Source organism: Alistipes sp. An54 (assembly GCF_002159375.1).
In the GTDB taxonomy this organism is placed as follows: Bacteria; Bacteroidota; Bacteroidia; order Bacteroidales; family Rikenellaceae; genus Alistipes; species Alistipes megaguti.
Genome location: NZ_NFIA01000006.1, coordinates 150192 through 163595, shown reverse-complemented (window position 1 = coordinate 163595; position 13404 = coordinate 150192). Strand labels below are relative to the sequence as shown.

General features: G+C 59.6%; 10 protein-coding genes and 1 tRNA gene. 3 read left to right on the top strand and 8 right to left on the bottom strand.

From position 1 onward, the window contains the following. Window positions 1-222: 222 nt before the first annotated feature. The gene (locus B5G09_RS07700; RefSeq protein WP_087404717.1) at window positions 223-1122 is read left to right on the top strand and encodes a helix-turn-helix domain-containing protein; all 900 of its coding nucleotides are present in this window, start codon (window positions 223-225) and stop codon (window positions 1120-1122) included. Here the strand turns inward: B5G09_RS07700 and B5G09_RS07695 are convergent. The 7 genes from B5G09_RS07695 to lepA all read right to left on the bottom strand — a co-directional run bounded on the left by B5G09_RS07695 (window position 1085) and on the right by lepA (window position 9519). Further along, window positions 1085-2128, bottom strand: coding sequence for an amidohydrolase family protein (locus B5G09_RS07695; protein WP_241147606.1), 1044 nt, complete (start codon window positions 2126-2128; stop codon window positions 1085-1087). The two genes, B5G09_RS07700 and B5G09_RS07695, sit on opposite strands and share 38 nt — an antisense overlap. A 12-nt stretch (window positions 2129-2140) precedes the next feature. After that, window positions 2141-2800 carry a flavodoxin gene (locus tag B5G09_RS07690; RefSeq protein ID WP_087404715.1) on the bottom strand — a complete coding sequence of 220 codons (660 nt, stop codon included), beginning with the start codon at window positions 2798-2800 and terminating at the stop codon, window positions 2141-2143. A gap of 53 nt (window positions 2801-2853) precedes the next feature. Next, entirely contained in the window at window positions 2854-4035 is a 1182-nt protein-coding gene (locus B5G09_RS07685) for an iron-containing alcohol dehydrogenase (protein WP_206384428.1), read from the bottom strand. A 43-nt stretch (window positions 4036-4078) separates the two neighbouring features. After that, window positions 4079-5368: an aldo/keto reductase gene (locus B5G09_RS07680; RefSeq protein WP_087404713.1), complete on the bottom strand. Its 1290-nt coding sequence runs from the start codon at window positions 5366-5368 to the stop codon at window positions 4079-4081. A gap of 311 nt (window positions 5369-5679) precedes the next feature. Next, window positions 5680-5752, bottom strand: a tRNA-Gly gene (locus tag B5G09_RS07675). Between the two features lie 63 nt (window positions 5753-5815). Continuing rightward, a complete protein-coding gene (locus B5G09_RS07670; protein ID WP_087404712.1) occupies window positions 5816-7723 on the bottom strand; it encodes an AMP-binding protein in 1908 nt (635 codons plus the stop codon). Between the two features lie 5 nt (window positions 7724-7728). Then, complete coding sequence (gene lepA, locus B5G09_RS07665) at window positions 7729-9519, bottom strand: translation elongation factor 4 (protein ID WP_087404763.1); 1791 nt, start codon at window positions 9517-9519, stop codon at window positions 7729-7731. A gap of 133 nt (window positions 9520-9652) precedes the next feature. Here lepA and lysA point away from each other — a divergent pair, with 133 nt between their 5' ends. Together lysA and B5G09_RS07655 are read left to right on the top strand one after the other, a co-directional pair. Further along, window positions 9653-10816 (top strand): diaminopimelate decarboxylase, encoded by a 1164-nt coding sequence (gene lysA, locus B5G09_RS07660; RefSeq protein ID WP_087404711.1) that lies wholly within the window; start codon window positions 9653-9655, stop codon window positions 10814-10816. Between the two features lie 84 nt (window positions 10817-10900). Then, the gene (locus tag B5G09_RS07655) at window positions 10901-11800 is read left to right on the top strand and encodes a DMT family transporter (protein ID WP_087310242.1); all 900 of its coding nucleotides are present in this window, start codon (window positions 10901-10903) and stop codon (window positions 11798-11800) included. Between the two features lie 75 nt (window positions 11801-11875). On the opposite strand, the gene B5G09_RS07650 is transcribed toward B5G09_RS07655, so the two are convergent. Beyond that, window positions 11876-13237, bottom strand: a complete 1362-nt coding sequence (locus tag B5G09_RS07650; protein WP_087404710.1) for a TrpB-like pyridoxal phosphate-dependent enzyme — start codon at window positions 13235-13237, stop codon at window positions 11876-11878. Window positions 13238-13404 lie beyond the last annotated feature (167 nt).

Sequence of the window (13404 nt, the reverse complement as noted above, 5' to 3'; positions counted from 1 at the left end):
GAGCGTCAGGCCCAGCAGCAGGCACGCGAAAGAGATCATGCGGTTTGTCATGGATAGCCGTTTTTTGACGTTTGTACATCGCAAAAGTAGCGGTTCACCCGCTCACGCAGATACCGATACTCCGGAAGTTCATACCCGTTTTACCGAATCGCCCGCCGCCCGATTGGGATTTTGACCGGGATTTGTTAATTTTGTGGAGACAACCCCTCAAGCCTTTTCCCGATGAGCCGGATTCTGAAGATAAACAGCGTGAGCGATTACAGCCGCTGGGTCGGACATACCGACCGTCATCCGCTGGTGAGCGTTATCGACTATGCCGAGGTTTCGCCCATCCGCCACAGTCTGAACAACTACGGCGTCTACGCACTCTTCCTGCGCGACGACGCCAGCGTGGAGCTCGACTACGGCTGCGGCCGCTACGACTACAACCAGGGAACGCTGCTGTGCGTGGCCCCGGGACAGGTGGGCGGCAAGGAGGACAACGGCGAGCGGGTTTCGATTACGGGCTGGGCGCTGCTCTTCCATCCCGATCTGCTGCGCGGCACGCCGCTCGAAAAACGGATCCGCGACTACTCCTTTTTCGACTATCGCGTCAACGAGGCGCTGCACATGACCGACCGGGAGCATGACATCCTGGTTTCGCTGATGCGCCGGATGCGCGAAGAGCTCGACAACGACCGCGACGCGCAGCAGGATGCCATTCTGGTCGGCTACATCGGGCTGGTGCTGAACTTCTGCCAGCGCTTCTACAACCGCCAGTTCCAGACTCGCAAGACGGAGAACTCCGACATTCTGGTCCGCTTCAACCAGCTGCTTGCCGACTATTACGAGCAGCGGCTCCAACTGACCCTCGGACTGCCCACCGTGCAGTACTGCGCCGACCGATTGTGCCTCTCGCCCAACTACTTCGGCGACGTCATCCGGAAGACGACCGGCGAGACGGCCAGCAAACACATCCGCCGGTTCGTGATCCAGCTTGCCAAGGACGGCCTCTCCGCCGGCGAGAGTGTCGCGCAGGTGGCCGACCGCCTCGGATTCGAGTATTCGCAGCACTTCAGCCGCATGTTCCGGCGACAGGAGGGAATCACTCCCTCGGAGTACAGCCGCAGGCGGCGCTCCTGACAAACAGCTGTTCGGCATTCCGCCCCAGAATCCGGTCGGCATACCCGGCCAGCTCCCCGTCGGCAGCGAGCGTCTGTTTCAATCGTTCCAGATTGGCCTGCAACACGGCATCGGGCAGATAGGGATAGTCCGAACCGTAGAGGATATGGTCGGGCGTGGTGATGGTGAGCAGTGCATGCAGAACCTCTGCCGTGGGATTCCCCGCCAGGTCGAAATAGAGGCGCGACAGGTTTGCTTCCCACTCAATCGGTTGCATGCAGCCCTGCGACACCATCGCCGGGAGGATGGATTTCATTCTCGGCAATGCCAGCGGAAGGAACGAACCGCAATGGGGGACGACCACCTTCAGATTCGGGTAACGGACCAGCACGTTCCGCGCCAACATGTTGACCACGGCCCGGGTTGATTCGGCCGGATATTCGTACATGGCCAGCGGTGTGGTGGCGATAATCTCCTCGGGACAGGGCGTCGGGCGGTGCGGATGGAGGATGACGACGGCATGTCGCTCGTTGAGCACCTCCATCAGCGGATCCAGCGCCTCGTCACCCACATACTGTCCCCGGCTGTTGGTCGCCAGTTTCACCCCGTCGGCCCCCAGCGTATCGAGCGCATAGACTGCTTCGCGGATGGCGGCCTCCACGTCGGGCAGCGGCAGCGCGGCACAAAACCGGAACCGGCCGGGGTATCGCTGTTTCAGTTCGGCCGAGGCCTCATTCACACGGCGGATGCAGCGGACCGACTCCTCCGTGTCGCCATAGTAGGGCTGCGGAGCCGGCATCGTCAGCACGGCCGTTCGGATGCCCGCCCGGTCCATGAAGTCGATGTGCCGCGCGGCATCCCACGCAGGCAGCGGGAAACCCTCTTCGAGCTCCGCACCGTGCGCCTTCAGCACCTCGAGATACTCCGGAAGGATGATGTGGGCGTGGAGATCGACCGTCTGCCCGTAAAGGGGCGCCGTCCCGAAAGGCATGCCCGCAAGCAGCAAAGTGAACATTCGCTTTCTCATGTCGCGTGTTTTTTAATGCTCCTCCCGGTCTGCTCCGAGCTCCTCCAGCCAGGCCGGGATGCGGGTTGCCATGCTGCCCAACGAACCGGAGGTGAGCAGCAGCGACTCTTCGAACGTGGCATCGGGAACCAGTGCAGCGGCATCCCGTTCGGAGGTTCCGATGCCGCTGCTCCCGCTGCTGGCAAAGAGAGCGATCCGCTTCCCGGCCAGCAACGCGGCATGATCGTGCAGAAAGGTCTGCATCGGCGAGGCCATGTGTCCGAACCAGATCGGATAGCCGACGAAGATGATCTCATAATCGTCGAAACTTTCGACCGAGGTGGAGATTGCCGGGAAATTGCCCTGTGCAATGGCCTCCAGTTCCGCCTGTGCGCGGTCGAACATTGCGTTGTAGTCCGCATCGTAGGGCACAGCCGGCTCCACCTCCGCCATCTCGCAATCCAATGTGGACTGAAGGGCCCGTGCCATCCGCTCCGTATTGCCCGTGCGGGAGCAGTAGAGGACAAGGTAACGCCCGTCGGCTCCGTTCACGTTGCCGCCTTCCCCGTCGTTCCCGTTGTCCTCGGGCCGGGTTTGTTCCGGCTCGTTCGATGACGGATGGGTTTCGCCGCAGGCCGTTGTCACGGCAAGTGTCGCCAGCAGCAGCCAGGGGATCAAAAACAGCTTTTTCATACGCTTCTCTTTGAATGGTTTGACGCTTTTCCCAGGTCCGGATCGGGAATCGTCTATCTGTACGACTCCCGGTAGATGCGCACGATCTCCTCGTCGCTCATCTGCACCCAGTCGCTGGTGAACATGACGCCCATCACCTCGCGCGTGTTGCGCATCAGCGTCTCGAATTCGTCGGGTGTGATGCCGTAGTCGGACATCTTCAGGTCGGCCACGCCGCAGGCCTCCTGCAGCCGGGTGAGAGCCGTGAGAAAGTCTTCGGGCTTCGAGGCTTCGGGCATTCCCATGGCCTGCGCCATGCGGATGAAACGCTCGTCGCAGGCGTGGTGCTCGATGAAGTATTTGTAGTAGGCCCGGCTGATCATGATCAGTCCTGCACCGTGGGGCAGTGCCGGATGGTAGGCCGAAAGGGCATGCTCCAGTGCATGTTCGCTCGTGATCAGCGTGAGGCACATCACCACGCCCGACAGCGTATTGCCGAAAGCCACGTGGGTGCGGGCCTCCATGTCCCTGCCGTCCTTCACGGCGCGGGGCAGGTATTTTGCCAGATTCTCGATGGCCGTCAGGGCATACATGTCGCTCATCAGGTTCGCACCCCGGGCAATGTAGCCTTCGGTGCTGTGGAACAGGGCATCGAAGCCCTGGTAGGCCGTGAAGGCGGGCGGCACGCTGGCCATCAGTTCCGGATCGACGATCGAGAGGACGGGAAAGAGTGAAGCATCGCCCACGAACGCCTTCTCGAAGGTATCCTCCTTGGTGATGACGCCCGAATTGTCCGTCTCCGAACCCGTTCCGGCCGTGGTGGTAATGGCAATGACGGGCAGCGGACGGACGGCAATCGGATTTCCCTTGCCCGAACCGATGGGCACATAGTCCCAAAGCGCTCCGTCGTTGGTCGCCATCACGGCAATCGCCTTGGTGCAGTCCATCACGCTGCCGCCGCCCAGCGCCACGAGGAAGTCGCAGCCGTGCTCGCGGGCAACCTTTGCCCCGGCATCGACATTGCCGACCGTCGGGTTCGGCATCACGCCGTCGAAGAACACCGTCTCCACACCGGCCTTGTGCAGTTGCTCCTCCGTGCGCGAGAGGTAGCCGTTGGCCCGGGTCGATTTTCCGCTGGAGATCACGATCAGGGCGCGGCGTCCCGGCATCGGCTGTTCACTCAGTTTGTCCAGCATCCCGGCCCCGAACATCACCCGGGTCGGAACATACATGTCGTACATAAGATTGGTTTCCATCTTTTAGAATTGTTTTATGTGAGAATATCTTGTTTGTCTGTCTTTATTTACCCATCGTCTCCCGGACCCGGGCCAGCAGGTTCGGGATATCGAGATGTTGCGGGCACTTGGCCAGGCATTCGCCACACGCGACACACGAGGAGGCCGGGTCGCCGCGCTGAACGGGCGACATCGACACGGTATAGTCGGCCAGCGCCCGCTGCAGGTTGCCGTGCAGCAGGTAGTTGTTGTACACATAGGCGAAGATGTAGCCGATGGCCACGTTGTGCGGGCAGGGAATACACTGGTAGCAGCCCGTGCAGTCGATATGACCCGGCGCTTGGCGGTAGGCCTGGATGGTAGCTCCCAACGCCTCGCGCTCGGCCGGCGAGAGCATGTTCGGCCGGGCCTTGGCGGCATACCTCAGATTCTCCTCCACATCCGCCATGGAACCCATGCCGCTGACCGCCACGCTCACCTCGGGGATATCCCACAGATAGTCCAACGCCCACTCCGCATCGGGCTTGCGGATCCCCGTCGAGGCCAGTGCATCGTGCATCGTCTGCGGCAGACGGGCCAGAAATCCCGTGCGGACGGGCTTCATCACCGCCAGCCCCATTCCGTTGGCTGCGGCATACTTCGGGCCGAGCACCCCTGCCTCGTATTCGTAATCCAGGTAGTTGTGCTGAATCAGGCAGAAATCCCAGGCCGGGGTGTATTCCACCACCTTTTTGAACAGCTGCAGGCTGTCGTGGAACGAGAAGCCCATGAAGCGGATCTTGCCCTGGGCCTTCAGCCGCTCCATCTTTTCGATGAGCCGGTAGGGCAGCACATAATCCTTCCACGCGCGGTGCATGATCATGTGGATATGGTAGAAATCGATCACGTCCGTGCCGATGGTGCGGCGCGACTGGTCGAAGAACTTTTCGAAATCGTCCGCCGATCGCATCTCCCACCACGGCATCTTGGAGGTGACATACACCCGGTCGCGCCAGCCTCCGGCCAAAGCACGGCCCACCGCCTGTTCGCTCTCTCCGCCCAGGTAAACACGCCCCGTGTCAATGTAGTTCACACCGCCCTCGATGGCACGGCGTACCATGGGCGTAGTCTGGTCGAAATCCACGTGACCGTTCTTCATCGGCAGCCGCAGCATGCCGAAACCCAGCGCCGAGACCTTCACGCCGGTCCGCCCCATCGGGCGGTACTGCATCTGCGGACTGTAATTGAGAATCTCTCTCGACAACCGCTCCCGTACGGTTTGTTTTTCAACCTCCTGCGCCAGGGCTTTCGGACCGATTATCGCACTGGCAGCTGCGGCAAAAAGTCCGCTTTTAAGAAAATCGCGTCTATCCATATCGCTTTCCGTTTATCTGTTCCGACCCCCGGTCAGACAGAATTGTGGCCGTTGTGTCTGCTGCAAAGGTAATCCGACGGGGTGCAAACCGACGTAACGATTTCATGGAAGAATGTGCGGCTTTTACGGATTTTGGTTGAATATGGATCCAATTAAGGTGTGAGACAATTGCTGCCTTTTGTTTTAACAGGAGAGTAAGAATACAGGGCGGTCGGATTTCTGCTCACCTTTTTCCGTCCGCGGACAACTTGCACAACAAAAGGGAGAACCTTACGGCTCTCCCTTTTTCTGGCCCCTCTGGCCCCCTCTAGAGCGGAAAACGGGATTCGAACCCGCGACCCTCAGCTTGGGAAGCTGATGCTCTACCGACTGAGCTATTTCCGCATTACGGAGTACAAAGATACTCCGAATTTTTGAAAAGTCAAGTTTTCGGACGATGAAAATCCCCTATCGGAGTAAATTTTTCAACGCCTTGCAGTTTTCGGCATTCGCCACACTCTTGCCTTCGGGCGAGTAGAGATAGTCGAGCCGGTTGCGGAAATGTTCTTCGACTTTCGACCGAATGATCTTCATCGTGCTGTTCACCAGTCCGTTCTGCTCGGTGAACGGTTCGTCGACAATGGCCAGACCTGCCGGGAGCCAGCGTTCCGGGAACTCACCGGCATGAGCACCTCCTGCGCGATATTTGTCGATTTCGGCAGCCAGTATCTTTGCCGCTTCGGCCGGACGAGCCTCTTCAGCCACCTTGCGTTGATCCAATTCGTGCCGCAACGCTTCGGCATTCGGTACGACGATGGCCCCCGTGAAGGGACTCTGATTGTTGTAGATGATGATCTGATCGATGTAGGGTGAATTGTCGACAATGGCCTCTTCCATCCCTTCGGGGCTGTACTTTTCGCCGTCCGAGGCGATCAGCAGGCTCTTGAAACGGCCCAGAACGTAGAGGAACTCGTCCTGCGAGACATACCCCATGTCGCCCGTATGGAGCCACCCGTCGCGAATGACCTCGGCCGTAGCCTCGGGGTTTTTCCAGTAACCGGCCATGACGTTTTCGCCGCGAATGATGATCTCCCCTTTCTCGCCGCGCGGGAGTTCACGCCCCTGCTCGTCGACGATCTTCAGCTCGAGCGGAATGAGGATCTTGCCCGACGACCCGAAGCGGTGCCAGTGATACTTGGGCGAGTTGGTCGAGATGACGGGCGTAGCCTCCGAGAGGCCGTAGCCCTGGAACATCGGGATGCCGATGGCGTAGAAGAAACGCTGCAGCTCGGCATCGAGCAGTGCGCCGCCGCCGATGAAGAACTTCATGCAGCCGCCGAAGGCCTCGCGGACCTTGCGGAACAGCACGATGTCGAAGAGTGCGACCAGCGGTTTGAGCAGGAAACGCCAGCCGTGCCCCTTGCTGTACCCGTCGCAGTTGTAGGCGTAGTCGACCTTCAGGGCCATTCGGAAGAGCCGCTCGACAAAGGGACCCTTCGCGCGGATCGAGCTTTCGATGTTTTTGCGGAAATTCTTGGCCAGGGCTGGCACCGAGAGCAGGAAATGGGGCTGTACCTCGTGGATGTTGAGCGGGATGTTCTTGAGGGTTTCCATCGGGGTTTTGCCGATCTGGACCGTAGCGACCGAGGCACCGCAGGCGATCATGATGTAGAACCCCACGACGTGGGCGAAACAGTGGTCGAGCGGCAGGATGATGAGCGTACGGTAGTGCGACGGAATGTCGATTCGCGAGAGCGACTGCTCGACATTGGCCGTGTAGTTGCGGTGTGTGAGGACAACGCCCTTGGGGTCGGCCGTCGTGCCGGAGGTATAGGTGATCGTGGCGTAGTCGTCGTTCTCGATGGCCTGCCCGATCTTCAGGAACTCCTCCTTGTGCTTCGAGAGGTAGTCGCGGCCCAGCCGGCGGAGGGTTCCGTAGGCGGTTTCGCCCGTTTCGAGCGGAATGTGTCCGAAGACGATGATGTGCTCGACCTGGGGCAGTTCGGCGCGGATACGGCGGATTTTGGGCAGCTGATACTTCGAGACGAAGAGGGCCTTGACCTCGGCATGGCGCAGGCGGAAGAGCAGATCGTTCGACTCTTCGAGCTTGACCGAGAGCGGCACGCTGATCGCCCCGGCGTAGAAGAGCCCCAGTTCGGAGATGATCCAGGCATTGGAACCTTCGGCCAGAATGGCGACCTTGTCCTTGGGACGGATCCCGATGGATGCGAGACCGGCTCCGACCTCCAGAGCAAGCTCTTTGGTTTCGGCATAGGTTGTAGGCTCGAACTTGTGGTGACGTTTTTCGAGCAGGAAGGTCTTCCCGCCATACTTTTCGACGGAGGCCTCGAAGAGGTCGATGATGGTTTTCTTCATGGTTTTCAATCCATTTTCAACACGGCGAGGAATGCCGATTGGGGGACTTCGACGTTGCCGATCTGCCGCATGCGTTTTTTGCCCTTCTTCTGTTTTTCGAGGAGTTTGCGTTTTCGGGAGATATCGCCGCCGTAACACTTGGCGGTGACATCCTTGCGGACGGCCTTGACGGTTTCGCGGGCAATGATCTTGGCACCGATGGCGGCCTGGATGGCGATATCGAACTGTTGGCGCGGGATGAGCTCCTTGAGTTTCTCGCACATCTTGCGGCCGAAGTCGTAGGCATGGTCGGTGTATGTGAGCGATGAGAGGGCGTCGACGGGTTCTCCGTTCAGGAGGATGTCCAGCTTGACGAGTTTCGAGAGCTGGAACCCCGTCCGGTGATAGTCGAACGAGGCGTACCCCTTTGAGATGCTCTTGAGCTTGTCGTAGAAGTCGAAGACGATCTCCGAGAGGGGCATGTCGAAGTTGACCTCGACGCGGTCCTGGGTGATGAAGGTCTGGTTTTTCATCACGCCGCGCTTGTCGATGCACAGTTTGATGACGTTTCCGAGGAACTCCGACTTCGTAATGATCTGGGCCAGAATATAGGGTTCCTCGATTTTGGCGATTTTCGTGATTTCGGGCAGACCGGAGGGGTTGTGTACCTCGACGACCTCGCCCTGGGTGGTGGTCACGCGGTAGGAGACGTTCGGGACGGTGGTGATGACGTCCATGTCGAATTCGCGGTAGAGGCGTTCCTGAATGATCTCCATGTGGAGCAGTCCGAGGAAACCGCAGCGGAATCCGAATCCGAGGGCGAGTGAGCTTTCGGGGTCGAACGTCAGCGAGGCGTCGTTGAGCTGGAGTTTTTCGAGCGAAGCGCGCAGATCCTCGTACTGGTCGGCCTCGACGGGATAGACGCCGGCAAAGACCATCGGCTTGACATCCTCGAAACCGGCAATAGCCTCGTGTGCGGGATTGGCCACCGAGGTGATCGTATCGCCGACCTTGACATCGGCCGATGTTTTGATTCCCGAGCAGATGTAGCCGACGTCTCCGGCGCGGATTTCGTCGCGGGGCTGCATCTTGAGCTTCAGGACGCCGACCTCGTCGGCATCGTACTCGCTGCCCGTGTTGAAGAACTTGACGTGCTCGCCCTTCCGGATCGTGCCGTTGAAGACGCGGAAATAGGCGATGATACCGCGGAAGGGGTTGAACACCGAGTCGAAGATCAGGGCCTGCAACGGGGCGTTGTCGTCACCCTTCGGAGCGGGGATGCGCTGGACGATGGCCTCGAGAATCTCCTCGACGCCCAGCCCCGTTTTGCCCGAGGCGAGTAGAATATCCTCTTCCTTGCAGCCGATCAGGTCGATGACCTGATCCTTCACCTCGTCGATCATGGCCGACTCCATGTCGATCTTGTTCAGCACGGGGACGATCTCCAGATCGTGGGCAACGGCCAGATAGAGGTTCGAGATGGTCTGGGCCTGAATTCCCTGCGTGGCGTCGACGACGAGCAGGGCGCCTTCACACGAGGCGATTGCGCGCGAGACTTCGTACGAAAAGTCGACGTGTCCCGGCGTGTCGATCAGATTGAGCGTATAGTGCTGTCCGTCGCGGGCCGTGTACTCCATTTGAATGGCGTGGCTCTTGATGGTGATCCCCTTTTCGCGTTCGAGGTCCATGTCGTCAAGCACCTGGGCCTGCATTTCGCGCTGGTTCAGGGTGTTGGTTTTCTCCAGCAGGCGGTCGGCGAGCGTGGATTTGCCGTGGTCGATATGGGCTATGATGCAAAAGTTGCGGATATTTTTCATAAAAGCGTGTGAAATCTCACGCAAAGATACTAAATATTTTGAATTATAAAGGAATTGAGGGCGAAATGGATTTGTAAAAATAATTAAAAACGTTTATATTTGCGAACTGCAAACAGGTTAAGTTCAGGTTCATATGTTAAGCAGACAGATCGCGACCAAGCTCCGGGGTTACGAAACCCCGTTTTACCTTTACGATACGGCCCTGCTTCGCCAGACGCTGGAGAGCGTCGTATCGGAGTCGAACAAGTACGGCTACAAGGTGCATTACGCCATCAAGGCGAACTACGACGATCACCTGCTCTCGATCATCCGCGAATACGGGCTCGGCATCGACTGCGCGAGCGGCAACGAGCTTCGCAAGGCGATCGAGGCGGGCTTCGCCCCGAAAGGGATCGTCTATGCGGGCGTTGGCAAACGCGACAAGGAGCTGCGCTATGCGATCGAACAGGGCATCCTGGCGATCAACTGCGAGTCGATCCAGGAGCTGGAGCTTGTGGACCGTTTTTCGGCCGAGGCCGGAAAGGTGACGGAGGTGGCCCTGCGCATCAATCCGGATATCGACCCGAAGACCAATCACTGCATTGATACGGGCCAGGCCGACAGCAAGTTCGGCATTTCCTATGAAGAGGTGCTTGAACATGCCGAAGAGATCCGTTCGTTCACCCACCTGCGCGTCGTGGGTCTCCACCTGCACATCGGTTCGCAGATCCGCGAACTGCACGTCTTCGAGCACATGTGCAACAAGGTGAACGTCATCGTCGAGAACCTCGAGCGATTGGGTTTCGAGCTGCGCTTCGTCGACGTGGGCGGCGGTCTGGGCGTGAACTACGACGTACCGGAGAACGAGCCGATCCCGAACTTCGCCTCGCTCTTCTCGATTGTCCACAACCACCTGCGTGTGGGCGACCGGGAGGTTCACTTCGAATTCGGCCGTTCGATCGTGGCCGAGTGCGGCGAGCTGATCACGACGGTCCTATTCAACAAGACGACGGCCACGGGACGCAAGCTGCTGATCGTCGACGCCTCGATGACCGAACTGATCCGCCCGGCGCTGTACGGCGCCTACCACAACATCGAGAACATCACGGCACCGGACGACGCCCCGACCGATAAATATACGGTCGTCGGGACGGCGTGCGAGTCGACCGACGTCTTTGACGAGAACGTGACGCTGCGCCGCTCGCAGCGGGGCGACCTGCTGGCGATCAAGTCGGCCGGGGCCTACGGCATGTCGATGGCCTCGCGCTACAACCTGCATGACCTCCCGGGCGCAGTTTACAGCGACGAGATCGAATAACGGAGTGTACTACCCTCCCCGACCGAAGGCGGCCCGACGGCCGCCTTCCTGCTGTTTTGAAACGACGAACGCAATACGCATACCATGTGGTTGACCCTTGCCTTTACCTCGGCCGCGTTGCTCGGCCTCTACGATGCCGCCAAGAAGCAGGCATTGACCAATAACGCCGTACTTCCGGTACTGCTGCTCAATACGCTGTTTTCCACGCTGTTTTTCGTTCCGGCCATCCTCTCCGCGGAGTTCGGCCTGGGGTGGTTCGACGGCACGCTGCTCGAGGCCTCCCGGGGAACGGCCACGGCCCACGGACTGGTGATCCTCAAGTCGGTGATCGTCCTCACGTCGTGGATCTTCGGCTATTTCGGCATGAAACACCTGCCGATCACGATCGTGGGGCCGATCAACGCCACGCGGCCCGTGATGGTGCTCGTTGGGGCCTTTCTGATCTTCGGCGAACGGCTGAACGCCTACCAGTGGATCGGCGTGGCGCTGGCCCTGGTATCGTTGTTCCTGCTGAGCCGCTCGAGCCGCCGCGAGGGGGTCGACTTCACCCATAACCTCTGGATTCTCTTCATCGCCCTGTCGGCCGTCACGGGTGCCGTGAGCGGCCTTTACGACAAATATATCATGTCGCGCCTCGATCCGGTCTTCGTGCAGAGCTGGTACAACCTCTACCAGTTTGTGATGATGGCCGTCGTGGTCTGTATCCTGTGGCTGCCGCGACGGGGCCACACGACACCTTTCCGATGGAGCTGGGCCATTCCGCTGATCTCGGTTTTTCTGACGCTGGCCGACTTTGCCTACCTTTACGCGCTGCAGGACCCCGACGCGATGATCTCGATCGTCTCGATGATCCGCCGGGGCTCGGTGGTGGTCTCGTTCCTGTGCGGTGCGGTGTTGTTCCACGAACGCAACCTGCGTTCGAAGGCCGTTGACCTGGCCTTCATTCTGGTGGGTATGATCTTCCTGTGGCTGGGCTCGCGGTAGATCCGATCGGGGTGGATAAAAAAAAGAGCGGACTGCCCGGTTTGCAGTCCGCTCTTTTCATCTTCGAGAGCCGCTTCAGATGAGCTTCTCCAACTGATTGACCGTCTTGGCGATCTCGGCATCCGACGGCGTGTAGTCTTTCAGAGCTCCGGCCAGATACTGCTCATAGGCATAGAGGTCGATGACGCCGTTGCCCGAGAGGTTGAAGAGGATCGTCTTCTCGCGCCCCTCCTCTTTGGCCTTCAGGGCCTCGCGGATCGTTGCGGCGATGGCGTGGGTCGACTCGGGTGCGGGGATGATCCCCTCGGTGCGGGCGAAGAGGACTCCGGCTGCCAGCGTCTCGTTCTGCGGAATGGACTGCGCCTCGATCAGTCCGTCCTTGAGCAGCTGGCTGACGATCGACCCGGCGCCGTGGTAGCGCAACCCGCCGGCGTGGATGTCCGAGGGCTGGAAGTTGTGGCCCAGCGTATACATCGGCAGCAGGGGCGTGTAGCCGGCCACATCGCCGAAGTCGTACTGGAACTGCCCGCGGGTGAGTTTCGGACAGCTTTCCGGCTCTACGGCAATCATGCGGATCTTTTTGCCTTCGGCGAAGTTCTTGCGCAGGAACGGGAAACTGATTCCGGCGAAGTTGCTGCCGCCGCCGAAGCAACCGATCACCATGTCGGGTTCGGCGTCGGCCATCTCCATCTGCGTGACGGCCTCCTGCCCGATGACGGTCTGGTGCAGCAGCACGTGGTTCAGGACGCTGCCCAGACAGTAGCGCGTATCCTCGGGGCTGCGCAGTGCCATCTCGACGGCCTCGGAGATTGCCAGCCCGAGGCTTCCCGAACCGTCGGGATCCCGTTTGAGGGCGGCTCGGCCCGACTCGGTGATGGTCGACGGGGAGGCCAGACACTCGGCGCCCCAGGTGTTCATCATCAGCCGCCGGTAGGGTTTCTGGTTGTAGCTGACCTTGACCATGAAGACCTTCAGATCGATGCCGAAGTGCTTGGCGGCGAAGGCGATCGAGGCGCCCCACTGCCCGGCGCCCGTCTCGGTGGTCAGATGTTTGATTCCCTGTTTGTAGTTGTAGTAGGCCTGCGGCACGGCGGTGTTGGGTTTGTGCGAACCGGCGGGCGAGACGCTTTCGTTCTTGAAGAAGATTTTTGCCGGGGTGTCGAGGGCCTTTTCGAGGGCGTAGGCCCGCACGAGGGGCGTAGGTCTCCAGATGCGGTAGATCTCCTGCACCTCTTCGGGGATGTCGATGAAGCGTTCGGTGGACATCTCCTGGTCGATGAGCTCTTCGGCGAAGATAGCCGACATCTGCTCCTTGGTGACGGGTTGTTTGGTGGCGGGGTTGAGTGGCGGCAGGGGTTTCGTCGGCATATCGGCCACGATGTTGTACCATTGCGTGGGCATTTGGCTCTCGGAGAGACAGAATTTCTTGGTTTTCATAACAAATGTGATTTAATTTAAAGGGTTTGTCGGAAGGAGTGAATGAAAAAAGCCCGTTGCTTACCTTCGTAAACAACGGGCTTCGGTCTCTGCTATCGGGTGATCACCATACACGCGACGAGGCGCACTCATTGTTCACGAGCGTCAACGGGTGCCACCACCAAGCC

What these genes read in the sequence shown, in the direction of transcription:
- B5G09_RS07690 (WP_087404715.1), bottom strand. Translation starts at nt 2,800, where the DNA reads ATGAAAAAGCTGTTTTTGATCCCCTGGCTGCTGCTGGCGACACTTGCC.
- B5G09_RS07700 (WP_087404717.1), top strand. Translation starts at nt 223, where the DNA reads ATGAGCCGGATTCTGAAGATAAACAGCGTGAGCGATTACAGCCGCTGG.
- lysA (WP_087404711.1), top strand. Translation starts at nt 9,653, where the DNA reads ATGTTAAGCAGACAGATCGCGACCAAGCTCCGGGGTTACGAAACCCCG.
- B5G09_RS07695 (WP_241147606.1), bottom strand. Translation starts at nt 2,128, where the DNA reads ATGAGAAAGCGAATGTTCACTTTGCTGCTTGCGGGCATGCCTTTCGGG.
- B5G09_RS07680 (WP_087404713.1), bottom strand. Translation starts at nt 5,368, where the DNA reads ATGGATAGACGCGATTTTCTTAAAAGCGGACTTTTTGCCGCAGCTGCC.
- B5G09_RS07685 (WP_206384428.1), bottom strand. Translation starts at nt 4,035, where the DNA reads ATGGAAACCAATCTTATGTACGACATGTATGTTCCGACCCGGGTGATG.
- B5G09_RS07655 (WP_087310242.1), top strand. Translation starts at nt 10,901, where the DNA reads ATGTGGTTGACCCTTGCCTTTACCTCGGCCGCGTTGCTCGGCCTCTAC.
- B5G09_RS07650 (WP_087404710.1), bottom strand. Translation starts at nt 13,237, where the DNA reads ATGAAAACCAAGAAATTCTGTCTCTCCGAGAGCCAAATGCCCACGCAA.
- B5G09_RS07670 (WP_087404712.1), bottom strand. Translation starts at nt 7,723, where the DNA reads ATGAAGAAAACCATCATCGACCTCTTCGAGGCCTCCGTCGAAAAGTAT.
- lepA (WP_087404763.1), bottom strand. Translation starts at nt 9,519, where the DNA reads ATGAAAAATATCCGCAACTTTTGCATCATAGCCCATATCGACCACGGC.